Below are 25,808 nucleotides of genomic sequence, written 5' to 3' on the forward strand. Positions count from 1 at the left end.
GCGCATTTTATACTAGGCATCTACGTTGTCAAGAGAAAAAGAGAAAAAAGTGAAACTGAGCAAGATCCGCCGCGCGGATCCCTTCTTCGAGCGTGAAACCGCTCGCTACGAAAACCCGTTGCCGAGCCGCGAGTACATCGTTCAAGTGCTTGAGCAGGCAGCGGTTCCGATGAGTGCCGACGAACTGGTCCAGGCACTCGACATACAGCCGCACGAGCGCGATTACTTCGTGCGTCGCCTCGGCGCGATGGAGCGCGAGGCGCAGCTGATGCGCAATCGTCGCGACGCCTACATCATCCCCGACAAGGCCGATCTGATCGCCGGTCGCGTGGAGGGGCATCCCGATGGTTTCGGCTTCGTCATCGTCGGCGACGACAAGACGCCGCCCGGGGCCAAGGCGGAGCGCAAGGACATCTTCCTGAGCGCGCAGGAAATGCGCAGCGTGCTGCACGGTGACCGCGTGCTGGTACGCATCAGCGGCACCGACCGCCGCGGCCGGCCCGAGGGCAAGGTGGTCGAGGTGACCGAGCGTGCGAATTCGCGGCTTATCGCCCGTGTGGTCGAGGAGCACGGCGTGCAGTTCTGTATCGCCGAGAACCGCCGCATTCGCCAGCAGATCGTCCTCGCCGCCCCCGAGAAGGGCAAGCGCGCGCTGAAGGCCACGGCCGGTGCCGTGGTCGAGGTCGAACTGATCGAACAGCCGACGCGCTATACGCCGCCCATTGGTCGCGTGGTCGAGGTGCTGGGCAACTACGGCGACTCCGGCATGGAGATCGAGATCGCGCTGCGCAAGCACGACATGCCGCACGAGTTCTCGGCCAAGGTGCTGGCGGCGACCAAGCGTCTGCCCGACGAGGTGCGCGAGAAGGACTGCGCCGGCCGGGTCGATCTGCGCGACCTCGAACTGGTCACCATCGACGGTGAAACGGCGAAGGACTTCGACGACGCCGTGTACTGCGAAAAGCAGGGCCGCGGCTTCCGTCTGGTCGTCGCCATCGCCGACGTGAGTCATTACGTGAAACCGGGCACGGCGCTCGATGCCGAGGCCTTCGAGCGCGGCAATTCGGTCTACTTCCCGCGCCGGGTCATTCCGATGCTGCCGGAGAAGCTCTCCAACGGGCTGTGCTCGCTCAATCCGCAGGTGGACCGCCTGTGCATGGTGTGCGACATGGATGTGTCGGCCGCCGGCGCGATCCAGCGTTTCCGCTTCTACGCCGCAGTGATGAATTCCAAGGCACGCCTCACCTATACCGAGGTTGCGGCCGCCCTGTACGACAAGGATGCCGACGTCCGCAAACGGCTCAAGCCGCTGCTGCCGCGCCTCGAAGCGCTGGACGCGGTGTTCCGTGTCTTCGGCAAGGCGCGTGCGAAGCGCGGCGCCATCGACTTCGAAACGGTCGAGACGCAGATGCTGTTCAACGATGCCGGCAAGATCGAACGCATCGTGCCGTACGCGCGCAACGACGCGCACCGGCTGATCGAGGAATGCATGCTGGCGGCCAACGTCTGCGCCTCGCGTTTCCTCGAGGAGAGCGGGCAGGACACGCTGTACCGCGTGCATGAGGGCCCGAGCGAAGACCGCCTGCAGAAGCTGCGCGCCTTCCTTGGCGAGTTCGGCTTCCAGCTGGGTGGCGGCGACAAGCCGCACGCGAAGGACTACGCTGCGTTGCTTGAGCGCATCGGTGACCGCCCCGACCGCCAGCTGCTGCAGACGGTGATGCTGCGCTCGCTGCGCCAGGCCATCTACAGCCCCGACAACGTCGGCCACTTCGGCCTGGCCTACGAGGCGTACACTCACTTCACCTCGCCGATCCGCCGCTATCCCGACCTGCTCGTGCACCGCGCGATCAAGGCTGCGCTGGCGAAGAAGAGGTACGAGCCGGGCGACTGGTCCGACATCGGTCTGCACTGCTCGACCACCGAGCGGCGCGCCGACGAAGCCAGCCGCGATGTGACCAACTGGCTCAAGTGCTACTTCATGCAGGACCGCGTCGGCGAGGAGTTCGAAGGCAGCGTGTCGGCGGTCGTGCCTTTCGGTCTGTTCGTTGCGCTGGATGACGTGTTCATCGAAGGCCTGGTGCATATTTCCGACCTCGGCGCCGATTACTTTCATTACGACGAAGGCAAGCATCGCCTGGTCGGTGAGCGCAGCGGCCGCATCTATCGTCTGGCTGATCGCGTGCGCATCCAGGTCGTGCGTGTCGATCTCGACAACACGCGCATCGATTTCCGACTCGCCGGCGGTGCCGAGCGGGACTTCGGTCGTGTGCCGCAGCAGGCGAAGCTGACGCCCAAGCAGGGCCCGACTGGCGCAGCTTCGCGCCGGCGCGTCGAGCGCGACGCGTCTGCGCGGGAGGATAAGCCGGTATCGCACGCAAAGGGGAAGGCGAAGCCTGTCGCACCGGACGTGACAGCGCCCGCGCCGCGCACTGAACCGCCCGCCCGGGCGCCCAAGCCCAAGGGAAGCAAGGCTGCAGCACCGAAGCCGGCAGCAAAGAAGGCGGCGAAGAGTGCAACGAAGAAGACGACAGGAAAGAAGAGCGCAGTGAGCAAAGCCCCGGCGAAGAAGCCGTCCGTCGCCAAGAAGAGCGGCGCCCGCACACCGAAGTCGGCAGTGCCGAAGCGGAAGGTGCGCGAATGAGCGATACCCGCTACATCTTCGGTTTTCACGCGGTCACCGCGAAGATCCGCCACGCCCCGGATGCAGTGAAGGAGCTGTTCGTATCAACCGCACGTCAGGACGGTCGCATGCGCGATCTGATCCGCGCCGCCGAGGCGGCCGGCGTCAAGTGGGTGCAGATGGAGCCGGCGCGCATCGACGGATTGGCCGGAGGCGCCGCGCGTCACCAGGGTGTCGTGGCGCGCGTGCTGGCACAGATTCCTTACCGCTCGCTCGACGACGTGCTGGACACGCTGTCCGAGCCGCCGCTGCTGCTGGTGCTCGACGGCATCCAGGATCCGCATAACCTCGGCGCCTGCCTGCGTGTTGCCGACGCGGCCGGTGCGCATGCGGTGGTGGCGCCGCGCGACCGGGCGGTCGGCCTGAACGCCACCGCGATCAAGGTGGCCAGTGGTGCCGCCGACACCGTGCCGTACGTGACGGTGACCAATCTGGCGCGCAGCCTGCGTGAGATGAAGGAGCGCGACATCCTGACCATCGGCGCCGCGGGCGAGGCTGACAAGTCGATGTACGCGGTCGATCAGTCGGGCGCGGTCGCCTGGGTGCTCGGCGCCGAGGGCGACGGCATGCGCCGGCTCACCCGCGAAACCGTCGACGTGCTGGCGTCGATTCCGATGCACGGCACGGTCGAAAGCCTGAATGTGTCGGTGGCCAGCGGCGTGTGCCTGTTCGAGGCGCGGCGCCAGCGCACCGCACGGGCAGGCTGAGCGCAGCTTGTAAGAATCACGGCCCGCACGCTATACTCGCGGGCTTACCTTGCCTCACCGGATTCGCATGCCGGGAGGTGTAACCGCCGGACAGGCTCTTGTTTGCCCGGCACTGAACCGCAAGGAGATTACATGCGACATTACGAAGTGGTTTTCATCGTCCATCCGGACCAGAGCGAGCAAGTGCCCGCCATGGTCGAGCGCTACCGTACGCTGGTCACTGGCCGCAACGGCAGCATCCACCGTCTGGAAGACTGGGGTCGCCGTCAGCTGGCCTACCCGATCCAGAAGGTGCACAAGGCTCACTACGTGCTCATGAACATCGAGTGCGACGGCGAAACGCTGGCCGAACTCGAGCACGCCTTCAAGTTCAACGACGCCGTTCTCCGCCACCTCACCATCAAGATGCGCAAGGCTGTCGTCACGCCGTCGCCGATGATGAAGGAAGAGAAGTCGCGTTCGCTGCTGGCACCGGCTGCTGAAGCCGCTGCCCCGGCTGCGGAACAGCCGGCGGCTTGACCGAAGGGCAGGGCGCGGTCGGCCCGGCGGCAAACAGCTTTACCTTGTCCGCCACGCTGATCGAACGCGATGCACTGAGACAGACCCCGGCCGGCGTGCCGATCCTGCGTGGATGCCTCGAGCATCTGTCGCAGCAGATCGAAAACGGTGCGCCACGCGAAGTACGGTTCGAAACCGATTTCGTGCTGTTGGGTGACCTGGCAAGGATGCTCGCTCAAGCCCCGCTTGGAACGTCGTTGATCGCAGAAGGATTCATGGCAGCCCGCAGTGCGAAAAGCAGGCAGGGCGTCATGCATATAACCCGTATCGAATTCGTGACCTCGGGCAACTGAGCCCGGCGTTGCAACAGTGGAAGGAAACCACCATGGCTTTCAGACCGAAGAACGGCAAGAAGAAGGACGATCGCGGCTCGCGCAGCATGTTCAAGCGCCGCAAGTTCTGCCGCTTCAGCGCAGAGAAGATCGAAGAGATCGACTACAAGGACGTTGAAATCCTGAAGGACTTCATCTCCGAAAACGGCAAGATCATGCCGGCACGCCTGACCGGCACCCGCGCCGGCTACCAGCGTCAGCTGTCGACCGCCATCAAGCGCGCACGCTTCCTGGCGCTGATGCCTTACACCGACCTGCACCAGTAATCGAGGGAGACGACCATGCAAGTAATCCTGATGGACAAGGTCGCCAAGCTCGGCGATCTGGGCGATGTGGTGAAGGTGCGTGACGGTTACGCCCGCAACTTCCTGATCCCGACCGGCCGCGCCAAGCGCGTGACCCCGGAAAACCTGGCGGCTTTCGAAGCCCGCCGTGCCGAACTGGAAAAGGCCGCTGCCGAACGTCTGGCCGCTGCCAAGGCTGTCGCCGAGAAGCTGGAAGGCTTCATGGTGCAGATCACCCGCAAGGCCGGTGTCGATGGCCGCCTGTTCGGTTCGGTGTCGACTGCCGACATCGCCGAAGCGCTGGCTGCCCAGTCCTTCCCGGTGGACAAGTCGATGGTGCGCATGCCGGACGGCCCGCTGAAGGCCGTGGGCGATGCCCAGTTCGAGATCGCGCTGCACTCGGACGTGATCGCCACCGTGACGGTGTCGGTGCTCGGCGAGCATTGATCGCCGGCCTTCGGGCTGCGTCGGAAAGGCCACCTGCGGGTGGCCTTTTTCGTTGACGCCGATCCGACGGGCGTTTCATCCACAGCGAAGCCCACAGCTTTTCCACAGCTTGTGCAGTTGTCGTGCAGACGCTGCACGGCTAGATTGCGGGATTGCCCCGGCAAGTTCTCCAGAATGAAAAAGACATCATGAGCACTGTGCGCAACGCGCCCGGTCCGGACGCCCAAGCCGCCCAGGCTGCCCAGGCCGCGCAGGACAGACAGGTGGCGGCGCTGAAGCTGCCGCCGCATTCGATCGAGGCCGAGCAGTCGCTGATCGGCGGTCTGCTGCTGGACAACAGTACCTGGGACCGCGTTGGCGACCAGGTCAACGAATCCGACTTCTACCGCGACGATCACCGCCGCATCTTCCGCCACATCGCCAAGCTGATCGAGCAGGGCAAGCCGGCCGATGTCGTGACCGTCTATGAATCGATCGAGAAGGGCGACGAGGCGCAGCAGACCGGCGGGCTGGCCTATCTGGGCGAGATCGCCAACAACACGCCGTCGGCCGCCAATATCCGCCGCTATGCGGAAATCGTCCGTGAGCGCGCCATCCTGCGCAAGCTGGTCAGCGTCGGCGATGAGATCGCCGCCAATGCGCTGACGCCGCGCGGACGCGATGCCAAGACGCTGCTCGACGAGGCGGAATCGAAGATATTCGAGATCGCCGAGGCGGGCGCTTCGGCCAGTACGGGGTTCGTCGCCATTCAGCCCATCCTGGTGCAGGTGGTCAATCGCATCCAGGAACTGTACGACCGCGACGATCCGTCGGAAGTGACGGGGGTGCCGACCGGCTACGTCGATCTGGACGACAAGACCGCCGGCCTGCAGCCCGGAGACATGATCATCGTCGCCGGCCGTCCGGCCATGGGCAAGACCACCTTCGCGCTCAACATCTGCGAACACGTCGCGGTCGAGCTCGGCCTGCCGGTGGCCATCTTCTCGCTCGAAATGCCGGGTACCCAGCTCGCCATGCGTTTCGTGTCTTCGGTAGCGAAGATCGACCAGGGGCGCCTGCGCACCGGCCGCCTGACCGACGACGACTGGGGCCGGCTGACCATGGCGCTGGGCAAGCTGCACGAGGCGCCGATCCATATCGATGAGACCGGAGGCATCAACCCGACCGACCTGCGCGCGCGCGCGCGCCGGCTGTATCGCCAGTGCGGCAAGCTCGGTCTGATCGTGATCGACTACCTGCAGCTGATGTCCGGCACCCGCGACGGCGAGAACCGGACCGCCGAGATTTCGGAAATCTCGCGCGCGATCAAGTCGCTGGCGAAGGAGTTGCACGTGCCCATCATCGCGCTGTCGCAGCTGAACCGTGCGCTGGAACAGCGTCCGAACAAGCGGCCGGTGATGAGTGACCTGCGCGAATCCGGCGCCATCGAACAGGACGCCGACATCATCATGTTCATCTATCGGGATGAGGTGTACAACCCCGATACCCAGGACAAGGGGCTGGCGGAGATCATCATCGGCAAGCACCGTAACGGCCCGACCGGTACGGTGGTGCTCGGCTTCCAGGGCGAGCACACGAAGTTCGTCAACGCTGCACGGCCCGGTTCCTACTGAGGCGCGCGTGACGGTCTGGCTGCGTCGCCTCGCCATCGTCATCGCCGTTCTGGCGGTGCTCGGTGTTGGCGCCTTCCAGCTCGCGCTGCATCTGTTGCGCAGCCAGATCGAGGCGGCGCTCGGGCCGCGTGGTGAGGTGGCAAGCATCGAGGTCGGGCTGGATGCGGTGGTGCTGCATGCGGTGCGCATCCGGGCGCAGCGCGACGGCGACATGCCGTGGCCGGCCGACGACGAACTGCGCGCGCAGCGTGTCGAGGTGGTGCCGCAACTGCGCGACCTGCTGTCGGCACGCGTGCGTATCGCGCGCATTACCGTCGAGGGCGCCTATCTGTCCATGCTGCGTACGCGGCAAGGTGGCTTGCGCGTGCTGCCCGCGCTGCTCGAAACGGGCCCGGCTGCCGACGCGGGCGGCAACATGCCGCCGGTACACGTCGCGCGCATCGAACTGCGGGACAGCGCACTCGACTTCTTCGACGCCAGCGTGCGACGCACGCCGCACCGGCTGGCGCTGACGGCGCTCAACGCGGATATCGGCCCGATCGACCTGCCGGCCCTGGACAGCGCGACCACGTTGGCGATCGACGGGGCCGTCAAGGGGCCTCGACAGGACGGTCGGCTGGCGCTGAATGGCGAAGTCGTGCTGGCTACGCGCGACGCGAAGCTCGAGTTCTCGCTGCGCGGCGTCGATCTGGTCGCCTTCCAGCCCTATCTGATCCAGGCCGCGGAAACCGGCGTCAAGCGCGGCACGATGGATCTGGATATCCGTCCTGTCGTCGCCGACAAACGACTGAAGGCACCAGGTACGCTCACGCTGACCGGCCTCGAACTGGCGTCCGGCAACACCTTCATGGGCATGCCACGGGCGGCGGTGGTCGGGCTGATGAAGGACAGGAACGAACGCATCAGCGTCGATTTCACGCTGGAAGGGCGCATCGACGATCCGAAATTCTCGCTGAACGAAGGCTTCGCGACGCGCGTCACCAGCGCCATGGCCGAGTCGCTCGGCGTCAGTCTGGGTGGGCTGGTGCGCGGCGTCGGCAATGCCGGCAGTTCAGTGGTGAAGGGTGTGGGCGAGGCCGTCGGCAAGCTGTTCGGCGACTGACTGCCGGCCGATCCGCCGCCCTCGCCACGCGGATCAGCCCGCTTGTGTCCGCGCCTGTTCGGCGCCCTTGAGCTGGGCGCTCAGACGCTGCAGTTCTGCCCGCATGCGCGCCATCGCGTCCGGCGGCAGACCGGACTGACGGGCGACTTCGGCATGCACTTCTTCCGCCCTCTCCCTCAGCGCGTGCCCGGCCTCCGTCAGCCGTATTTCGAGCGCCCGCTCGTCGGTACGGTTGCGCGCACGGGTGAGATAGCCGTTGGCTTCGAGCCGCTTGAGCAGCGGTGTCAGCGTCGGCGAATCGAGGTCCAGCCGCTCGGCCAGCGCTTTCAGCGTCAGCGCGTCTTCCTGCCACAGCACCAGCATCACCAGATACTGCGGATAGGTCAGCCCGAGCGCCTTCAGACCCGGCGTGTAACAGCGCGTGATCGCGTGGGCGGCGGCGTACAGGGCGAAACACAGCTGCTGGTCCAGCAGCATCGGGTCGATGAAGGTCATGGCGATGTCCTCCGTAGGGGGTCAGAGCACTTCGGCAGCGTGGTCGGCCAGACGCGAACGTTCGCCGCGCTGCAGGGTGACGTGACCGCTGTGCGGCCAGCCCTTGAAGCGGTCGACGACATAGGTCAGGCCGGAACTGCCTTCAGTCAGGTAAGGGGTGTCGATCTGCGCGATATTGCCCAGGCATACGACCTTGGTGCCGGGGCCCGCGCGCGTGATCAGCGTCTTCATCTGCTTCGGCGTCAGGTTCTGCGCTTCGTCGATGATGAGGAACTTGTTCAGGAAGGTGCGCCCGCGCATGAAGTTCAGCGACTTCACCTTGATGCGGCTGCGGATCAGATCCATCGTCGCGGCACGGCCCCATTCGCCTGAGCCATTCGGATCGTCCGTCTTGTTCAGCACGTCCAGATTGTCTTCAAGCGCGCCCATCCACGGCGTCATCTTCTCTTCCTCAGTACCGGGCAGGAAGCCGATGTCCTCGCCGACCGGCACGGTAACCCGGGTCATGATGATTTCGCTGTAAAGCTTGGTTTCAAGAACCTGGGTGAGTCCGGCCGCCAGTGTCAGCAGCGTCTTGCCGGTGCCGGCCTGGCCGAGCAGCGTGATGAAGTCCACCTCGGGGTTCATCAACAGGTTCAGCGCGAAATTCTGTTCGCGGTTGCGTGCCAGGATGCCCCAGACCGAATTCTTGTGATGGCTGTAGTCGACCAGCGTTTCCAGCACCGCCGTCTTGCCGGCGCGTTCCCGCACCAGCGCATGGAAGGGCTTGTCCTGCTTGGCGCCGGCTTCCTTGTAGACGAATTCGTTGATCAGCAGATCCGGGCACAGCGGGCCCTTGACCCGGTACATCGTGCGACCGTTTTCCTTCCACGACTCGAGGTTGCCGCCGTGCTCGTCCCAGAACTTCTCCGGCAGCTCGCGCGTGCCGGTGTAGAGCATGTCGGTGTCTTCGAGCACCTTGTCGTTGAAGTAATCCTGCGCATGCAGCCCGAGCGCGCGGGCCTTGATGCGCATATTGATGTCCTTGGACACCAGGATGACCTGACGACCCGGGTGACGCTCGGACAGGTGCATCACCACCGCGATGATCTGGTTGTCCGCCTTGGCGGTCGGCAGTGCGGTCGGCAGCACGCCGTTGATCGCTTCGGTCTGCAGCAGCAGATGACCGCTGGCGAGGTCGCTCGATGCAGCCGCCAGCGGGATGCCCTCGGCGATCTTGTCTTCGGCACCGCTGACGATCTCATCGAGCAGGCGGCTCACCTGACGCGCGTTGCGCGCCACTTCGGTCATGCCCTTCTTGTTGTTGTCCAGTTCCTCGAGCGTCATGATGGGCACGAAGATGTCGTGTTCCTCGAAGCGGAACAGCGACGTCGGATCGTGCATCAGCACATTGGTGTCGAGAACGAAGAGCTTGGTGGCCGGGGGCGACTTGCGGGAACGGCGGGCAGGGGCTGCTGCGGGGCGTCGGGTGGCCATGTGATCCTGTGGGCGTGAAGTCTCGGGTGGTGTCGTGGGTGCGGCGTTTCAGAGCGAGCGGACGAAGGCGAGCACCTCTTCCGCGTGGCCCGGCACCTTCACACCGCGCCACTCGCGCAGGATAAGGTTGTCCGGACCGATGACGAAAGTGCTGCGTTCCACACCGCGCACCTGTTTTCCGTACATGTTCTTCATCTTCATCACGCCGAACAGCGTGCATGCCGTCTCGTCCGGGTCGGACAGCAGTTCGAAAGGCAGTTCGAGCTTGGCCTTGAAGTTCTTGTGCGACTTGATGCTGTCGCGCGAAATGCCGACCACGTCGGCGCCGAGCGCCTTGAAATCGCCGTAGCGGTCGCGGAAGTCCGCACTTTCCGTGGTGCAGCCCGGCGTGCTGTCCTTCGGGTAGAAGTAGATCACCAGCGGCTTGCCGGCAGCGGACAGCAGGAAGTCGGCGCCGGAGGTGGAGGGCAGGGTGAAGTCGTCAGCCCGGATTTCGCTCATCGTGTCTCGGTCTCCAGTGCTTGCAGAAAGATGGGGTCAGGATGTCGCGTCGGGCAGCAGCAGCGCGGCGGCCACCGCTCGCCCTTCGGCCACGAGAATGTTGTAGGTGCGGGCGGCGGCGAGGGTGTCCATCACCTCGACACCGATGCCGGCCTCGATCATCGGCCGCAGCAGCGAAGGGTGCGGGAAGCGCTGGGTCGGGCCGGTGCCGAGCAGCAGGATCTGCACCGGCAGTGCCGCAAGTTCGGTGAAGTCTTCCGGCTTCAGGCGGTCGAGGTCGTCGGCGCCCCAGTCTTCGCGCAATTGCTCCGGCGCGATCAGGATGGTGCGCGTGACCCGGCGTTCGCCGATCTGCAGATAGCCGTCGCCGAAGCCGGTGATCAGCGGAATGGTGGGGCGGGGAGTCTGGTGCAGCTTCACGTCGCGTGGGTTATGTCCGGGGTGGTTCGCAACTGTATCGTCGTGGCCGCCAGAACGGTTTTGCCCTGCTTTCGGCGGTCGCTTACAATCATACCTTTTTCGCCTGTCGGCAATGTTGCCAGGGCAGCGGCAAGTGCGTGCGCGCGCCGCATAGGTAATCCACATGTCCCGCCATACGCCCAAAGAGTCTTCCGAGTCCGCCATCGTGCATCCGCCGGTCACCAAGTCGTCCAAGCTCGCCAACGTCTGTTACGACATCCGCGGCCCCGTCCTCGCCCGTGCACGCCAGATGGAGGAGGACGGCCACCGCATCATCAAGCTCAACATCGGCAATCTCGCGCCTTTCGGCTTCGATGCGCCGGAAGAGATCGTGCAGGACGTGATCCGCAATCTGCCCGATGCCGCCGGCTACACCGACTCGCGCGGCCTGTTCGCGCCGCGCAAGGCCATCATGCAGTACTGCCAGGAGAAGAAGATTCCCGGCGTCGGCGTGGACGACATCTTCATCGGCAACGGCGCGTCCGAGCTGATCGTGATGGCGATGCAGGGTCTGCTCAACACCGGTGACGAGGTGCTGGTACCGGCGCCCGACTATCCGCTGTGGACCGCCGCGGTGACGCTGGCCGGCGGTACTGCCCGCCATTACATCTGCGACGAGGGCGCCGACTGGATGCCCGACCTCAACGACATCCGCTCGAAGATCACGTCGAGCACGCGCGCCATCGTCATCATCAATCCGAACAATCCGACCGGCGCGCTGTACTCGGACGATCTGCTGCGCGACCTGGTGCAGATCGCGCGCGAGCACAAGCTCATCGTGTTCGCCGACGAGATCTACGACAAGACGCTGTACGACGGCGCGACCCACACCTCGATCGCCTCGCTGGCCGATGATCTGCTGTTCGTCACGTTCAACGGCCTGTCGAAAAACTACCGTGCCTGCGGCTACCGCGCCGGCTGGATGGTGGTGTCCGGCGACAAGCGCCACGCGCGCGATTACATCGACGGCCTGAACATGCTGGCGTCGATGCGCCTGTGTTCGAACGTGCCGGGCCAGTTCGCGATCCAGACGGCGCTCGGCGGCTACCAGAGCATCAACGACCTGATCAAGCCGGGTGGCCGTCTGGCGCGTCAGCGCGACGTGGCGTGGGAACTGCTCACCGACATCCCGGGCGTGAGCTGCGTCAAGCCGCGCGCTTCGCTCTACCTCTTTCCGAAGCTCGATCCGAAGATCTACCCGATCGAGGACGACCAGCGCTTCATCCTCGAACTGCTGGAAGAACAACGCGTGCTGCTGGTGCAGGGCACCGGCTTCAACTGGCCGCGCCCGGACCACTTCCGCGTCGTCTTCCTGCCGCACGAAGACGATCTGCGTGACGCCATCGGCCGCATCGCACGCTTCCTCGACGGCTACCGCAAGCGCCATGGCACTTGAGTCGCCGGTGCTCGACGTGCTGCGCGTGGCGACCGCTCGCGCGGTAACGGAACCCGGCTGGCTCGCCAGGGCCGAAACCGTGCATCGCGCGCTGCGGCCGGATCTGCCGGCCGACTACGCCGGCACGATGCAGGGCATCGTGGCCGACGGCGGCGAGATCGCGGTTGCCGTCGCTGACGGTAAGGTCGTCGGTGTCACGGTCTTCCGCAGCTATCGCAACACGTCCTGCGGTGTGTTCTTCTACGTCGATGATCTGGTGACCGATCCGGCGGCGCGCTCGCGCGGTGTCGGCAAGCGGCTGCTCGACTGGCTGGCGACCGAGGCGAAGTCGCGCGGCGTGACGCAGCTGCGGCTGGATTCCGGCACCCATCGCGTCGATGCGCACCGCTTCTACCATCGCGAAGGCATGCACATCGCCTGTTTTCATTTTTCGCGTGACCTGGCCTGACCGGTCCGCGGCACCCATTACAAGACGAGGGACAGCATGAAACCCATCAACGTAGGCCTGCTCGGCATCGGCACCGTCGGCGGCGGCACCTGGACGGTGCTCACCCGAAACCAGGAAGAAATCACCCGTCGCGCCGGTCGCCCGATCCAGATCACCGCCGTTGCCGACCGCGACGTCGAGCGCGCGAAGTCGATGACCGGTGGTGCCGCCCGCGTGACCGGCGACGCCTTCGAGGTGGTGCGTGATCCCAGCATCGACATCGTGGTCGAGCTGATCGGCGGCTACACCGTGGCCAAGCAGCTGGTGCTGGAGGCGATCGCCAACGGCAAGCACGTGGTCACTGCCAACAAGGCGCTGCTCGCCGTGCACGGCCAGGAAATCTTCGCCGCGGCGCAGGCCAAGGGCGTCATGGTGGCGTTCGAGGCGGCCGTGGCGGGCGGCATTCCCATCATCAAGGCGGTACGCGAAGGGCTGACCGCCAACCGCATCGACTGGATCGCCGGCATCATCAACGGCACCACCAATTACATCCTGTCGGAAATGCGTGACAAAGGTCTCACCTTTGCCGACGCGCTGGCCGACGCGCAGCGCCTGGGCTATGCCGAAGCCGACCCGACCTTCGACATCGAAGGTGTCGATGCCGCCCACAAGATCACGCTGCTGTCGGCGCTGGCCTTCGGTATCCCGGTGCAGTTCGACCGTGCCCACATCGAGGGCATTACCAAGCTGACCGCCGAGGACATCCGTTACGCCGAGGAACTGGGCTACCGCATCAAGCTGCTGGGCATCACCAAGCGCAAGGCCGACGGTTTCGAACTGCGCGTGCATCCGACGCTGATCCCGTCCAAGCGCCTGATCGCCAACGTCGAAGGCGTGATGAACGCCGTGGTGGTTAAGGGCGACGCGGTGGGCGCGACGCTGTACTACGGCCGCGGCGCAGGTGCCGAACCGACCGCCAGCGCGGTCATCGCCGATCTGGTCGACGTGACCCGTCTGCACACCGCCGACCCGGAACACCGCGTACCGCACCTCGCCTTCCGCGCCGATCAGCTGTCCGATACCCCCATCCTGCCGATCAGCGAAGTCGAAAGCGCCTACTACCTGCGCCTGCGCGTGCAGGACAAACCCGGCGTGCTGGCCGACATCACGCGCATCCTCGCCGACCAGGGCATCAGCATCGACGCGATGCTGCAGAAGGAACCGTCGGAAGGCGAACAGCAGGCCAACATCATCATGCTGACCCACGTCACCCGCGAGAAGCAGGTCGACGCGGCCATCGTCCGCATCGAGGCGCTGGACAGCACGGTGGGCGCGGTGACGCGTCTGCGTCTGGAAGAACTGAACGGCTGAACGGGCAGGGCGGGCCGGTGCTCAGCCGGCCGGCGCCGGCTCGGCGCTCATCGCGTCGGCCAGTTCGATCCGGTGATACAGCGCCGCCACCATGTCGGTGCGATCCAGCATGCCGACCAGGCGGTCGGCGCCATTGATCACCGGTACCGCCGGCTGACGACCGGAGGCCAGCGCCTCCGCCGCGTCGGCCACGCTGTCGTTCTGGCGCAGCACCAGCACGCCGTCGCGCACCTCGCGCATCATCTGTCCGACCACTTCCGCCTTGTCCGAATGCGTGTGCGGCGAGCGCGCCAGCAGATGGCGCACGGCTTCGCCCATCGATCGGTTCGCCTCGGGCGACACTTCGCGCAGGAAGTCCTCCAGCGACAGCAGGCCGATCACCCGTCGGCTGCGGTCGACCACCGGCAGCGTATCGACGCGCAGCTTGCGCATCAGCAGCCAGGCTTCCGCCAGCGGCGTTGCGAATTCGACGGCGGGCGCCGTGACGGCTCCATCGATCAGGTCGCCGCAGCGCATGCGATGTACGCGCTTGAAGGCATGCCGCAGCGTGCGCTCGTAGAGATCGACCAGATCGTCCTCGCGAATGTCGAGGAAGCTGTCGATCTCGCCCAGCGCCGCCTCCAGGTCGCGGTGGGCGATGACGGGCGGCGCCTGATGCATCTGCTGCTGGGCGGCAGGCGGTGTGCCCTGCGGGTAGTGGCGACCGGGGACGAGATTGTTCACCACCATCACCGCCACCATGATGGCGATCGTGTTCGCCGCCGTCGCCATCAGTGCAGGCTCGATGGCCGCCCCCTGTGCGGCGGCCATGGCCATGGTCAGCGCCATCGCGCCAGCGGGCGGGTGGATGCAGCGCGCCCAGGCGGTGAGCCAGATCGACGCCGCCAGTGCGACCGCCATCACCCACGGTCCGGCGGGCAGCCAGTGACCACAGGCGTAGCCCAGCGGCGCGGACAGGAGCAGGCCGCCGATCACCGACCACGGTTGGGCCAGCGGGCTGTGCGGCAGCGCGAAAAGGATGACGGAGGTCGCGCCCAGCGGCGCCAGGATGCGTTTTTCTTCGGCGCCGAGCGGCAGCACGAAGAGCACGCCCTCGAACAGGAGCAGGCCGAAGAAGCCGGCGAGCGTGCTGCGCCAGCGTTCTGCGCGGGACAGTGGCGGGGCGTCCGATACCAGATGACGCCGCAGCAGTTCGGTCAGGCCGGTCATCGAGTCGATCCGGGCAAAGCGCGCCAGTCTACCTTCATGCCCCATTGTGGTGCGAACATGTGCCCATAACCACAGCGCACGCTGGCGCGGGCCGGGCAGCGCGCTGTGCTAGATTAATGCCCCCTGCGCGCGCTCCGCGCGCCGTTTCTCGACCACGAATCCGATGCACGACGCGATGTACTACGTATCCACCCGCGGCCAGGCGCCGCAGAAGCGCTTCACAGAAATCCTGCTGGGCGGCCTGATGGAAGATGGCGGCCTCGCCATGCCCGTTCAGTACCCGCGGTTTACGGCGGCCGATCTCGAAGCGATGCGCGGCATGGATTACCGCCAGCTCGCCTTCGCCATCCTGTCGCGCTTCGCCGACGACATTCCGGCGGCCGACCTGAAGGCGCTGATCGACCGCACCTACACGCCGGAGGTGTATCGCAACACGGTGTCCGGGTCGGATGCGCGCGATATCACGCCGCTGTACACGCTGGAGTCCGGCCTGCACCTGCTCGAACTGTCCAATGGTCCGACGCTGGCGTTCAAGGACATGGCGATGCAGCTGCTCGGCAATCTGTTCGAGTACGCGCTGGAAAAAAGCGGCCAGCAGCTGAACATCTTCGGCGCCACGTCCGGCGACACCGGCTCCAGCGCGGAATACGCGATGCGCGGCAAGCACGGCGTGCGCGTGTTCATGCTGAGCCCGCACGGCAAGATGAGCCGCTTCCAGACGGCGCAGATGTTCAGCCTGCAGGATCCGAACATTTTCAACATCGCGGTGCGCGGCGTGTTCGACGACTGCCAGGACATGGTCAAGGCGGTATCGAACGATCTCGATTTCAAGTCGAAGTACTGCATCGGCACGGTCAATTCGATCAACTGGGCGCGCGTGTCGGCCCAGGTCGTTTACTACTTCAAGGGCTATTTCGCGGCGACGAAGCACAACGGCGAAGAGGTGAGCTTCACCGTGCCGTCCGGCAACTTCGGCAACGTGTGCGCCGGCCACATCGCTCGCATGATGGGCCTGCCCATCCGTCACCTGGTGGTCGCGACCAACGAGAACGACGTGCTCGACGAGTTCTTCCGCACCGGCGTCTATCGTCCGCGCGCCACCGCCGAAACGCTGCACACGACCAGCCCGTCGATGGACATTTCGAAGGCCAGCAATTTCGAGCGCTTCATCTACGACCTGACCGGCCGCGATGCGGAGGCGGTGCGGGCGATGTGGGGCGAGGTCGACCGCGGCCGTCCGTTCGATCTGTCGGCGTCGTCGCTGTTCGGAAAGGTGGCGTCCGAATACGGATTCCAGTCCGGTGCCAGCAATCATGCGCACCGCGTCGCCACGATGCGGCTGGCCAACGAACGCTGGGGGCGCGCCATCGACACGCATACCGCCGACGGCCTCAAGGTCGCCCTCGAGCGGCGCGAGGCCGGCGTGCCGATGATCGTGCTGGAAACTGCGCTGCCGGCAAAGTTCTCGGAAACTGTGGTCGAGGCCCTGGGTCGCGAGCCAGTGCGTCCGGCCGGCATGGAGAATCTGGAATCGCTGCCGCAGCGTTTCGAGGTGATGGATGCCGACGTGGCGGCCATAAAGGATTACATCGCGCGCCACGCCGGCTGAGCGCGGGGGGCGGTCGCCCCACGGATTCAAGACATCCGCCGGCCTGCCGTAGACCCGTACATCGAACTGTGTATGTACGGGGACAACTCATGGGTGAGCCGGTGAACGCATCGCTTGAAGCACTGCAACGACTTTCGGCCGAACTGGAGTCGGGGGACATCGTGTTCCCGACCAGCATCGACGTTTCGCTGCGCATCCGCCAGGCGCTCGAGAACCCGGACATCAACATCAACGAGGTCGCGCGCCTGGTCGGCGCCGAGCCGGTGCTGAGCGCGAAGGCGCTGCGTCTGGCCAATTCGGTCGCCTACAACCGCAGCGGCAACGAAATCACCGATGTGCGCACCGCTGTGAACCGGGTCGGCACCGAGCCGATCCGCATGCTCACGATGTCGCTCATCGTCCGCCAGATGGTCGATGCGCGTGCCGATGAGCGGCTGCGTGTGATGACGCACGACCTGTGGCAGCACACGATTCACGTGTCGGCACTCAGCTTCGTGATCGCGCGCCGGCTGTCCCGACTCAACGCCGATGCGGCGATGCTCGCCGGCGTCGTGCACGAGATCGGCCAGTTCTACCTGCTGGCCCGCGCCTCCGCCTTCCCGGCGCTGCTGCAGCGCGAGGAGGAACTGAGCGGCCTGATGTTCAGTTTCAGCCGCAGTGTCGGCCGGGCAGTGCTGGAATCGCTGAAGGTGCCGACCCAGATCATCGATGCGGTCGACGATCCGTCGATCACGGGACCGGTCGTGCCGCCGCGTTCGCTGGCCGACGTGCTTTTTCTGGCCGAGAGCATGGCGGCCTTCCCGAACCCGTTCTGCAGTGCGACGGCAGAGCACGACGCCGCGATCGCCGAAACCGTCACCGCCGACATCGACAACGAAACGCTCGACGCCGTGGTGGCCGAATCGCAGGAGGAAATCGACTCCATCATCGCGACGCTGCAGGTGTGATCGGCTCGACCGCCGGGGAGACCCTCAAGTCCGCGCCCGGCGGACCGTTAATTTCGGTGAAATCTGATAACAGCTGAACCAGGGCAAACCCGTCGAAAGACGGCGACGCAAAGTTTCCGGTCTACAGGGTGACGACACCCCATGACAGCGGGGCCGCCGCTATACTGCGCCACAGGTTGCGCTCCGACCTGAAACTTGCCCGGGTTTCGGCCTTTTCAGGTCGCTTTGAGCGACCGCAAAGGTAAACAATGAGCGCCGCTTCACCGATGCCTCCCAATCTGCCGCCCGAACGCGGACGCGTGATCAACGACTGCCGCGATTTCACGCTGCGTCGTCTGCGCGAATCGCTGCACGGCATGCTGACCAAGATCGAAGAAGATCTGGTCGCGCGTGCAGAAGCCGAGCTCGACCGTGACCAGCGCAACCTCTACATGTTCACCTGCGGCAAGGCCCGCGAGAACTGGGCCGGCATCGAGCAGGCCTTCATCGACAATCTCTCGCGGTATTTCGATGCCCGCGTGCGCGGCGAGCCGCTGAAGGCCTCCGCCGCCGCCGCGCCGAAATCGCTCGACGAGCTGAGCCTGGTCGAAGAGGACGTGCTGACCCAGGATCTGGCCGTCAGCGAAATCACCCGCAAGCTGAAGGAACACTGCGACGAGGATCTGTACGCGGTCGAACAGCGCCTGGGCAGTCTGCTCGGCAAGCAGGACCCGACCGATGCTGACAATCCGATCGGTACCGAAGCCATTGCCAACGCGCTGCGCGCGGCGTCCGAGGAGGTCGATCCGGGCGTGCAGATGCGACTGGTGCTGCTGCAATCGCTCGAACAGCAGATTTCCAACGAGCTGGCCCGTCTCTATCAGGAACTGAATACCCGGCTGGTGCGCCAGAACGTGCTGCCCGGACTGCGCCGCGGGTTCCGGCGCGCACCGATGGCGGGGGCGCGGCCGCGCGGCGCCGGGGCGGCCCCGGGTGGCGAGCAGGCGGCGATGCCGCGGCCGGACTTCGGCACCGTGTCTTCGGTGCAGGGCTTCGGCAGCGCGTCGATGACGCAAGGTTTCGGCACGGCGTCGATGCATCAGGGCTTCGGCGATCCGTCGATGTCCGGCGCTGGCGGTTTCGATGGCGAGGGCGACATCTATGCGATGCTGGCCCAGCTGGTGCAAGGGCAGATGGTCGCCCAGGGCATTCCGATGCCGGCTGCCGGCGGCAGCGGGCCCGCCGCCGGCTTCACGCCGGCCTCGCCCTTCGTGTTCGAGGCGCTGAGCGCGCTGCAGGCAGAGGCCGATCATCTGCCGGTGAGCCCGGGTGTCGGTCTTCCCGTTCCGGTCAATGTACTGCGCGATTTCCGCAGTTCCGATCTCGGCCGGCATCTGGGGCAGTTCGACGCGATCACGGTCGACATCGTCGCGATGCTGTTCGACCTCATCTTCGACGATGCGAACATCGCCGATCCGATCAAGGCGCTGGTCGGCCGGCTGCAGATTCCGCTGGTCAAGGTGGCCATGCTGGATCGCAGCTTCTTCTCCAGCAAGGCGCACCCGGCGCGTCGCCTGCTCGATCTCATTTCTCAGGCCATGCTGCGCTGGGGCCGCGATGTCGGCCACGACGATCCGCTGTACGTAAAGCTGGCGGAAATCGTCGATCGCATCCTGCGCGACTTCGAGCGCGACATGAGCCTGTTCGAGGCCTGCAACAGCGACCTCGAAAGCTTCATCGAGGCGCTCGAATCCGAGGAGTCGCAGCGTGCCGAAACGGCCGCCCGTCTGGCCGAAGAGCGCGAACAGGAACGTCTGCGCCGCGACGATGCGCGTCGCGCCGCTGACGACGCCGTCGACGACCGTCTGCGCACGCCGCTTCCTGCAGTGGTGCAGAACCTGTTGGACGGCGTCTGGCGTCGCCTGCTGCGCACGCTGGCCGAGCGCGGCGCCGATACCGAGGTCGATTACCGGCAGGCACTGGTAACCGCGGACGAACTGATCTGGAGCGTGCAGCCGAAGAGCGATCCGGAAGAGCGGCGCAAGCTGGTGCAGGCGTTGCCCGGCCTGCTGCGCAGGCTGAATCAGGGTTTCGACACGGCCGAAGCGCACCCGGCCGACAAGTTGCTGCTGCTCAACGGCCTGTTCGATCTGCACGCACAGTGGATCAAGCCAGGGGCGACGCCCGGCGCTCCGCCCCCGGTGAAGCAGTGGGTGCCGGGCGAGGGCTCGGCGAACGACGCGGTGCCGGCGCCCGAGGTGGTGACCGAGCACGTCGAGCAGGATGGCCTCGAGTACGAGGACATTTCGCTCAATCTGCCGGCGCATCTCGATATTGCCGACGAAGGCCGTGTGGCCGAGCTGAAGCGTGGCGACTGGGTCGAGTTCAAGCAGCCCGACGGCAGTTTTTCGCGTATGCGCTTGAACTGGGTCAGTCCGCAGCGCGGCATCTATCTGTTCACCAATCCCGGTTCCCCACGGGCCACCTCGATTGCGCCCGACGCGCTGGCGCTGCAGCTGGCGCGGGGCGAAGCGCGTATCGTCGATGCGGCGCCGATGTTCGAACGGGCGGTCAGTCAGGCGCTGGCACAGCCGCGCGACGAGGTTGCCGCCGGCTGAGCGTCCCGCGCGTGGCAGCGCATTCAGCGCGCGTGCTGGCGATCGTGCTTCTGGTGGCGGATGCTGCGCTTGGCGCGGTCCTGCATCTTTTCCATGTGCAGCGCCTCCTTCCTGTTCAGCGACCCGTCGGCCAGTGCCCGGTTTTCGGCGTGATCGATGTGCGCCTGCTGGTGTTCGAGCCGCGTTGCCTCGCGCTGGGTGAGCTTGCCACTTTCGACGCCGTGGTCGATGCGCTGTTCTTGCCGTGCCTGACGCGCGTCGATGCGTTGCTCCATGCGCTCGGAGGGCGTCTGCGCGAGCGCGCTGCCGGCGACGAGCAGGGGGATGATGGCGAGCAGGCCGGGAATGAGTTTCATCGTGTTCTCCACAGGTTCAGCGTCGGCGGGATGCGTCTGCTGTGACCGTGAGACGTGCTGCCTGGGCCGGCCCTTACGCGCCGCCGCTGTAAGCGGATGTAATGTGCGCTCAGGCGCGTAAGGAATGCCGCGCCGCGGCGTCAAACTATCGTGTCCATCCTTCTGCTTGCGATGATGATTTTCCGTCTGACCCTGCTGTGTGGCCTGCTCTGGGCAGGTGTCGCGCAGGCCGAGGTGCCGGCTGTGCCGGACCCGGGTGCCTGGAGCGCCTTGCCCGCCGACCGGCGGGAAGCGCAGGCGCACGAATTGCGGCAGAAGCTGAAGGCGGCCACGCCAGAGGAGCGGCGCGAGTTCCGCGCCCGGCTGCGCGAGCGTCTGTCGTCGCTGCCGCCGGAGCAGCGCCGGGAAATGAGCGAGCGGCTGCGCGAGGATTGGAGATCGATGAGCGCGACCGAGCGCGAGCGCCTGCGCGCCGAACGGCGCGCCTACATACAGTCGCTGTCGCCGGACGAGCGGCGCGCGCTGTTGCGCGAGCGCCGCGAAATGCTCGAACGGATGACGCCCGAAGAACGCCGGCGGCTCAAACGTGAACTTGAACGCTGAGGGCGCGCTGTCCGGCTTCGGTGTGCTGTTGCCGACCGGCTGGCGCAGCGACGCGCTGTTGCTGCAGCAAGCGAGGGCGGGTGAACGTGTGGCCAGTGACGAACTGGTGAAACGCCTGCTGCCGCCAGCCCATGCGCTGGCCTGGAAACTGACCGGCGACGCCGCCGAATCCGACGACGTCGTGCAGGAGGCGTTCTGCCGCCTGTGGCAGCACGCCGGGCGCTTCGAGGGAAGGGCGCAGCTGTCCACCTGGTTCCTGAGCATCGTGCGCAATCTGTGCATGGACCGCTTCAGGCGCAGCCGGCCGCGCGCCGACGAAGCGGAGCTCGAATCGCTGGCCGATCCGCAGCCCACGCCGGAGGAGCTCTGGCAGGCGGCTGCGCGCAGCGGCGCACTGCGCGCAGCCCTGGCAGGTCTGCCCGAGCGCCAGCGTGCGGCACTGATGATGTGGGCCTGGCAGGAGTACGATGTGGCGGCGATCGCGCGCGAGCTCGGCATTGCCGACAATGCGGCGCATCAGCTGCTGTTCCGGGCGCGCACACGCCTGAAGGCCCTGCTGGCCGGGGAGACCGACGATGACTGAACGATTTTCCGATGATGCGCTGCGCAGCGCACTGCGTTCGCTGCCGCCACCGCCGGTGCCTGCAGCACTCGCGGCGCGCGTGCGGGACGGCGCGCCGCGTCGTCCCGTGTCGCAGCGCCCGCGCTGGGTGACCGGCGTTGCGCTGGCCGCGCTGGTGCTCGCCGTGGCGGCCGGCGTGTTCGAGTACCGTGCGTGGCAGGAAACCGAAGAGTTGGCGCAGCTCGACGAGCTGTCGATCACCACCATGCTGGTTCTTTGACGCAACGGGTTTTCACCGTCGGGCCGGCCTGCTACGCTGCGCCGCTGCCTTGCCGATGGAGTGCATCAAATGCTGATTGACCGCCAACGTTCCTCGCTGCTGCTGATCGACATGCAGGAGCGCCTGCTGCCGGCGATGGACGACGCTGACCGCCTGCTCGACAACGTCGTGTGGATGGTAAAGATCGCGCAGCGGTTGTCGGTGCCGGTACTGGTCAGCGAGCAGTATCCGAAGGGCCTCGGGCCGACGGTGCAGACCCTGCGCGACCTGATCCCGGCGGAATCCATCGTGCCCAAGATGCATTTTTCATGCGTTTCCGACGGCTGCCTGAAGCCCCTGCTGGACGAGGCGCGGCCGCAGGTCATCGTGTGCGGCATCGAGTCGCACATCTGCGTGCTGCAGACCTCGATGGATCTTCAGTCCAGCGGCCGCCAGGTGTTCGTCGTCGCTGACTGCGTCGCCTCGCGCGACCCGTCCAACCGCGGCCTCGCGCTGGAGCGTCTGCGCCAGCACGGCGTGGTCATCGTGTCGCGTGAAATGGTCGCCTTCGAATGGCTGGGCGCGGCGGGTTCCGAGGAATTCCGCGAGATCAGCCGCACCTATCTGCGCTGATGTCGGCCAGCGTGGCGCAGCCGCACAGCGCCATGCTCATTTCCAGTTCGTCGCGCAGCAGCCGGACCACGTGCGCGACACCGAGCGCGCCGCCAGCGGCCAGACCCCACAGATAGGGGCGTCCGACCAGCACCGCGCGGGCGCCCAGCGTCAGCGCGCGCAGCGCGTCGCTGCCGCTGTCGATGCCGCTGTCGAACAGGACCGGCACGTCGTTGCCCACCACAGTGATCACCGCCGTCAGGCAGGACAGGGCCGGTGGCGCGCAGTCCAGTACACGCCCGCCGTGGTTCGATACGACGACCCCGTCGCAACCCAGATTGACGGCGCGCGCGGCGTCCGCCGCGTGCAGCACCCCCTTGATCAGCAGCGGCACCGGCGTGCGCGCGCGCAGCCAGGCGAGGTCGTCCCAGCCGGGCGCGTCGCCCATCCAGCCGTCGAATACTTCGCTCTGCCCGGGCTGCAGTTGGCGGCCGGCCGGAGCGTCGATATTCACCGCGCGCACGTCGGCCGGCAACGGCGAGGCCGCCAGCTTGATCGGCGCATCGACGGTGAACACCACGCAGCGATAGCCGGCGGCGAGCGCGCGATCGAGCAGGCGTGCCGTGCGCTCGCGGTCGCCCTGCCAGTAGAGCTGGAACCACAGCGGTTTCTCGGCCGCACGGGCGATCTGTTCAAGCGGCTGGCTGGCCAGCGTGCTGACGACCATCTGCCCGTCCTGCGCCGCGGCCGCCATCGCGCTGGCGCATTCGCCGTCCGGATGCTGCAGGCGCTGGTAGGCGATCGGCGCCAGCAGCAGCGGGTGGCCTAACGTTTCGCCGAACAGTTCGATCCGCGTATGGCCGCCGCGCACGTCGGTCAGCGGTCGCGGTCGCAGCGGCATGGTGTCGAGCGCCTCACGGTTGGCGCGACCGCATACGGTGTCGCGGCCGCCGTCGAGGTAGTGCCAGATGTCCGGATGCAGCAGTTCGCGCGCCCGTTCGCGGTAGGCTGCGATCGACTGCGGCAGGTTCAGCGGCGCGTTCAGGCCGAACCCCAGCGGCGCAGCAGGTTGTGATAGATGCCGGTGAGCTTGACCATGGACGGCGTTTCGCCCAGCTGCTGGCGCAGCGTCAGCAGTTCCATGTCGAGGTCGAACAGCAGACGGCGCTGCTCGGCGTCGCGCACCATGCTCTGGATGAACATGAAGCAGGCGATGCGGGCGCCGCGCGTCACCGGCGTCACCTCGTGCACCGACGACGACGGGTAGAGCACCAGGCTGCCGGCCGGCAGCTTGACGCTGTGCCGACCGAAGGTGTCGTCGATCACCAGTTCGCCGCCGTCGTACTCATCCGGATCGGCGAGGAAGAGGGTGGCCGACAGGTCGGCGCGCACATAGCCGCTGCCGTCCGGCATCGCGCGCATCGCGTTGTCGATGTGCTGTCCGTAGCGGTTGCTGCCGCCGGCATAGCGGTTGAAGAAGGGCGGCAGTATCTTCGCCGGCAGTGCGGCGCTGAAGAACAGCGGTTCGCGGTTCAGCGCCGCCAGCACGCGCCGGCGCAGCTCGGGCAGCGTCGGGGCGCTTTCCGGCACCTGCTGGTTGTTCTTCACGACCGTCGCCTGCGATCCGGCGGTGAGGGCGCCACTGGCCCACTCGGAACGATCGAGCAGATCGCGGAGGGCGGCGACTTCGTCGCCGGACAGCAGGTCATCTATCGTCAGCAGCATCGGAGCGAATTCATAGCGGACAGCAGGGCCGCGCGGCCGTCACCCGGACGGCGCGGGCCGCCGGCAAGTTCGAACAAGTACTTCTCGTTCCGCAGCTTATACACGTTCAGGCGCAGCTTGAGACCCTGGCTGATTTGACGCAGCGCAAGCGGCGCGCATACCGGGATGCGACCGCCGTCGAGGCAATGGCGTGGGGTGTGCTCGACGGGACGTGTCGTGCTCAGAGATAGAGCACCGCCGGGAAGACGGTGACGGCCAGCACGAACACCAGCCATTCGAGGTTGTTGCGGGCGAGGAAGCCGGTGAAGTGCAGGATGAGCACCGTGATCGCCACAACGTAGTACAGGATGAACCACATCAGACGGAATCTCCGCGAGTAGGGGCTGGCGTCGGACGCTCAGCGTTCGACGTGGCGAAGTGAAAGGTCGATGGCGCGGACGTTCTTGGTCAGAACGCCGATGGAGATGCGGTCCACGCCGGTTTCGGCGATCGCCCGCACGCGGTCCAGGTTTACGCCGCCGGACGCTTCGAGTTCGGCGCGGCCGGCGTTGATGGCGACCGCTTCGCGCATCTGTTCGATGGACATGTTGTCGAGCAGCACCATGGTGGCGCCGGCGTCGAGCGCCTCGCCCAGCTGGGCCAGCGTCTCGACCTCGATCTGGATGAAGGCATTCGACGGTGCGATGCCGCGCGCACGCGCCAGTACCGGACGGATGCCGCCGGCGGCCATGATGTGGTTTTCCTTGATCAGGATGCCGTCGTACAGGCCCATGCGGTGATTCAGACCGCCGCCGACGGTGACCGCGTACTTCTGCGCCAGCCGCAGGCCGGGCAGGGTCTTGCGGGTGTCGACGATGCGTGCCGAGGTGCCGGCGATGGCGTCGACGAAGCGACGCGTGATGGTGGCGGTGGCCGACAGCAGCTGGACGAAGTTCAGCGCGGCACGTTCGGCGGTCAGCAGCGCACGGGTTTCCGACAGGATTTCACACAGCTTCTGCTCTGGCTCCACCCATTCGCCTTCGGCGACGTGCCAGGCGACGGTCGCTTTCGGGTCGAGCGCACGCAGGCAGGCTTCGAACCAGTCGCGGCCGCACAGCACCGCTTCCTCGCGCGCTGTCACCATGCCGGTGGCAGCACGTCCGGCCGGGATCAGCCGTGCGGTCAGGTCGCCGGTGCCGACATCCTCGGCCAGCGCCTGCGACACGTTGCGTTGTATTTCGATGGACAGCTGATCGTTTTCCCGCATGGCTCGTCTTCTGTATTTGTCGCGGCGCATTCTAGCATCGGCCTGCCCCGGCCCATGCGATCCGCAAGGCTGGCACAGGCAATCCGGCCCTCCTCCCAAGTTCGTCACGAATCGGCTTCACGTGTGCGCCGCCATGCTTAAAGTTGCGCTGCTCGCTGCCGTAGCAGGGGGATCAATACGAGAGCCGATTCGAACAGGCTCCGCTCGCATCGTCCTTTTGGGGAGAAGGAAATGT

The 25,808-nt window shown here is 66.1% G+C and carries 28 protein-coding genes and 1 riboswitch; of the genes, 18 read left to right on the forward strand and 10 right to left on the reverse strand.

Annotation, left to right across the window (positions count from 1 at the left end):
* The first annotated feature begins 49 nt into the window (after positions 1-49).
* The 8 genes from rnr to WDZ97_RS03870 all read left to right on the forward strand — a co-directional run bounded on the left by rnr (position 50) and on the right by WDZ97_RS03870 (position 7,723).
* On the forward strand, positions 50-2,641 hold the full coding sequence (gene rnr / locus WDZ97_RS03835; RefSeq protein ID WP_425761839.1) for a ribonuclease R: 2,592 nt from the start codon (positions 50-52) through the stop codon (positions 2,639-2,641).
* Positions 2,638-3,387, forward strand: a complete 750-nt coding sequence (gene rlmB / locus WDZ97_RS03840; protein ID WP_425761840.1) for a 23S rRNA (guanosine(2251)-2'-O)-methyltransferase RlmB — start codon at positions 2,638-2,640, stop codon at positions 3,385-3,387. The genes rnr and rlmB overlap by 4 nt, the downstream gene beginning before the upstream one ends.
* Positions 3,388-3,519: 132 nt before the next feature.
* Positions 3,520-3,906, forward strand: a complete 387-nt coding sequence (gene rpsF / locus WDZ97_RS03845; protein ID WP_008058992.1) for a 30S ribosomal protein S6 — start codon at positions 3,520-3,522, stop codon at positions 3,904-3,906.
* Positions 3,903-4,238 carry a primosomal replication protein N gene (priB, locus tag WDZ97_RS03850; protein WP_425761841.1) on the forward strand — a complete coding sequence of 112 codons (336 nt, stop codon included), beginning with the start codon at positions 3,903-3,905 and terminating at the stop codon, positions 4,236-4,238. Before rpsF ends, priB begins: the two co-directional genes overlap by 4 nt.
* Before the next feature lie 32 nt (positions 4,239-4,270).
* A complete protein-coding gene (gene rpsR, locus WDZ97_RS03855) occupies positions 4,271-4,543 on the forward strand; it encodes a 30S ribosomal protein S18 (protein ID WP_008058994.1) in 273 nt (90 codons plus the stop codon).
* A gap of 15 nt (positions 4,544-4,558) precedes the next feature.
* Complete coding sequence (gene rplI / locus WDZ97_RS03860) at positions 4,559-5,008, forward strand: 50S ribosomal protein L9 (protein WP_029143718.1); 450 nt, start codon at positions 4,559-4,561, stop codon at positions 5,006-5,008.
* A 188-nt stretch (positions 5,009-5,196) separates the two neighbouring features.
* Positions 5,197-6,621: a replicative DNA helicase gene (gene dnaB / locus WDZ97_RS03865; protein WP_425761842.1), complete on the forward strand. Its 1,425-nt coding sequence runs from the start codon at positions 5,197-5,199 to the stop codon at positions 6,619-6,621.
* Positions 6,622-6,628: 7 nt separating this feature from the next.
* Positions 6,629-7,723 (forward strand): DUF748 domain-containing protein, encoded by a 1,095-nt coding sequence (locus WDZ97_RS03870; RefSeq protein ID WP_425761843.1) that lies wholly within the window; start codon positions 6,629-6,631, stop codon positions 7,721-7,723.
* A 33-nt stretch (positions 7,724-7,756) separates the two neighbouring features.
* On the opposite strand, the gene WDZ97_RS03875 is transcribed toward WDZ97_RS03870, so the two are convergent.
* Genes WDZ97_RS03875 through WDZ97_RS03890 form a run of 4 tightly spaced genes read right to left on the reverse strand, consistent with a single transcriptional unit; the run spans position 7,757 to position 10,615 of the window.
* Positions 7,757-8,218, reverse strand: a complete 462-nt coding sequence (locus WDZ97_RS03875) for a MarR family winged helix-turn-helix transcriptional regulator (RefSeq protein ID WP_019917998.1) — start codon at positions 8,216-8,218, stop codon at positions 7,757-7,759.
* Positions 8,219-8,239: 21 nt separating this feature from the next.
* Positions 8,240-9,694, reverse strand: coding sequence for a PhoH family protein (locus tag WDZ97_RS03880; RefSeq protein WP_304026953.1), 1,455 nt, complete (start codon positions 9,692-9,694; stop codon positions 8,240-8,242).
* Between the two features lie 48 nt (positions 9,695-9,742).
* On the reverse strand, positions 9,743-10,195 hold the full coding sequence (locus tag WDZ97_RS03885; RefSeq protein WP_425761844.1) for a peroxiredoxin: 453 nt from the start codon (positions 10,193-10,195) through the stop codon (positions 9,743-9,745).
* Positions 10,196-10,231: 36 nt separating this feature from the next.
* Entirely contained in the window at positions 10,232-10,615 is a 384-nt protein-coding gene (locus WDZ97_RS03890; protein WP_425761845.1) for an Mth938-like domain-containing protein, read from the reverse strand.
* A 163-nt stretch (positions 10,616-10,778) separates the two neighbouring features.
* Between WDZ97_RS03890 and WDZ97_RS03895 the strand changes: the two genes are divergently transcribed.
* Genes WDZ97_RS03895 through WDZ97_RS03905 form a run of 3 tightly spaced genes read left to right on the forward strand, consistent with a single transcriptional unit; the run spans position 10,779 to position 13,848 of the window.
* Positions 10,779-12,050 carry a pyridoxal phosphate-dependent aminotransferase gene (locus tag WDZ97_RS03895; protein WP_019918002.1) on the forward strand — a complete coding sequence of 424 codons (1,272 nt, stop codon included), beginning with the start codon at positions 10,779-10,781 and terminating at the stop codon, positions 12,048-12,050.
* A complete protein-coding gene (locus WDZ97_RS03900) occupies positions 12,040-12,498 on the forward strand; it encodes a GNAT family N-acetyltransferase (RefSeq protein WP_425761846.1) in 459 nt (152 codons plus the stop codon). Before WDZ97_RS03895 ends, WDZ97_RS03900 begins: the two co-directional genes overlap by 11 nt.
* A 36-nt stretch (positions 12,499-12,534) precedes the next feature.
* Positions 12,535-13,848 (forward strand): homoserine dehydrogenase, encoded by a 1,314-nt coding sequence (locus tag WDZ97_RS03905; RefSeq protein WP_304003279.1) that lies wholly within the window; start codon positions 12,535-12,537, stop codon positions 13,846-13,848.
* 21 nt (positions 13,849-13,869) lie between these two features.
* Here WDZ97_RS03905 and WDZ97_RS03910 read toward each other — a convergent pair whose 3' ends face one another.
* Positions 13,870-15,057, reverse strand: coding sequence for an HPP family protein (locus WDZ97_RS03910; RefSeq protein ID WP_425761847.1), 1,188 nt, complete (start codon positions 15,055-15,057; stop codon positions 13,870-13,872).
* Between the two features lie 163 nt (positions 15,058-15,220).
* Between WDZ97_RS03910 and thrC the strand changes: the two genes are divergently transcribed.
* The 3 genes from thrC (at position 15,221) to WDZ97_RS03925 (ending at position 20,210) form a co-directional block, all read left to right on the forward strand.
* Positions 15,221-16,666, forward strand: a complete 1,446-nt coding sequence (thrC, locus tag WDZ97_RS03915) for a threonine synthase (protein WP_425761848.1) — start codon at positions 15,221-15,223, stop codon at positions 16,664-16,666.
* A 101-nt stretch (positions 16,667-16,767) separates the two neighbouring features.
* Positions 16,768-17,613, forward strand: coding sequence for an HDOD domain-containing protein (locus WDZ97_RS03920; RefSeq protein WP_425761849.1), 846 nt, complete (start codon positions 16,768-16,770; stop codon positions 17,611-17,613).
* Positions 17,614-17,685: 72 nt separating this feature from the next.
* Positions 17,686-17,774: riboswitch (cyclic di-GMP riboswitch) on the forward strand.
* Positions 17,775-17,861: 87 nt separating this feature from the next.
* Positions 17,862-20,210 (forward strand): DUF1631 family protein, encoded by a 2,349-nt coding sequence (locus WDZ97_RS03925; RefSeq protein ID WP_425761850.1) that lies wholly within the window; start codon positions 17,862-17,864, stop codon positions 20,208-20,210.
* 23 nt (positions 20,211-20,233) lie between these two features.
* Here WDZ97_RS03925 and WDZ97_RS03930 read toward each other — a convergent pair whose 3' ends face one another.
* Positions 20,234-20,566 carry a hypothetical protein gene (locus WDZ97_RS03930; RefSeq protein WP_425761851.1) on the reverse strand — a complete coding sequence of 111 codons (333 nt, stop codon included), beginning with the start codon at positions 20,564-20,566 and terminating at the stop codon, positions 20,234-20,236.
* A 150-nt stretch (positions 20,567-20,716) separates the two neighbouring features.
* On the opposite strand from WDZ97_RS03930, the gene WDZ97_RS03935 reads away from it, so the two are divergent.
* From WDZ97_RS03935 to WDZ97_RS03950, 4 genes are all read left to right on the forward strand, one after another.
* Positions 20,717-21,169, forward strand: coding sequence for a DUF3106 domain-containing protein (locus WDZ97_RS03935; RefSeq protein WP_304003291.1), 453 nt, complete (start codon positions 20,717-20,719; stop codon positions 21,167-21,169).
* Entirely contained in the window at positions 21,153-21,752 is a 600-nt protein-coding gene (locus WDZ97_RS03940; RefSeq protein ID WP_425761852.1) for an RNA polymerase sigma factor, read from the forward strand. Before WDZ97_RS03935 ends, WDZ97_RS03940 begins: the two co-directional genes overlap by 17 nt.
* Entirely contained in the window at positions 21,745-22,011 is a 267-nt protein-coding gene (locus WDZ97_RS03945) for a hypothetical protein (protein ID WP_304003295.1), read from the forward strand. Before WDZ97_RS03940 ends, WDZ97_RS03945 begins: the two co-directional genes overlap by 8 nt.
* A gap of 69 nt (positions 22,012-22,080) precedes the next feature.
* Entirely contained in the window at positions 22,081-22,623 is a 543-nt protein-coding gene (locus WDZ97_RS03950) for a hydrolase (RefSeq protein ID WP_304003297.1), read from the forward strand.
* Here the strand turns inward: WDZ97_RS03950 and WDZ97_RS03955 are convergent.
* The 4 genes from WDZ97_RS03955 to nadC form a co-directional block, all read right to left on the reverse strand.
* Positions 22,601-23,572: an alpha-hydroxy acid oxidase gene (locus WDZ97_RS03955; RefSeq protein ID WP_425762248.1), complete on the reverse strand. Its 972-nt coding sequence runs from the start codon at positions 23,570-23,572 to the stop codon at positions 22,601-22,603. The genes WDZ97_RS03950 and WDZ97_RS03955 overlap by 23 nt on opposite strands.
* Positions 23,573-23,643: 71 nt before the next feature.
* On the reverse strand, positions 23,644-24,327 hold the full coding sequence (locus tag WDZ97_RS03960) for a Fe2+-dependent dioxygenase (protein ID WP_425761853.1): 684 nt from the start codon (positions 24,325-24,327) through the stop codon (positions 23,644-23,646).
* Positions 24,328-24,547: 220 nt separating this feature from the next.
* Positions 24,548-24,685 (reverse strand): hypothetical protein, encoded by a 138-nt coding sequence (locus WDZ97_RS03965; protein ID WP_008059032.1) that lies wholly within the window; start codon positions 24,683-24,685, stop codon positions 24,548-24,550.
* 39 nt (positions 24,686-24,724) lie between these two features.
* Complete coding sequence (nadC, locus tag WDZ97_RS03970) at positions 24,725-25,573, reverse strand: carboxylating nicotinate-nucleotide diphosphorylase (protein ID WP_425761854.1); 849 nt, start codon at positions 25,571-25,573, stop codon at positions 24,725-24,727.
* Between the last annotated feature and the right edge of the window lie 235 nt (positions 25,574-25,808).

This window comes from Methyloversatilis sp. MC4-4 (assembly GCF_049843555.1).
GTDB lineage: Bacteria > Pseudomonadota > Gammaproteobacteria > Burkholderiales > Rhodocyclaceae > Methyloversatilis > Methyloversatilis discipulorum_B.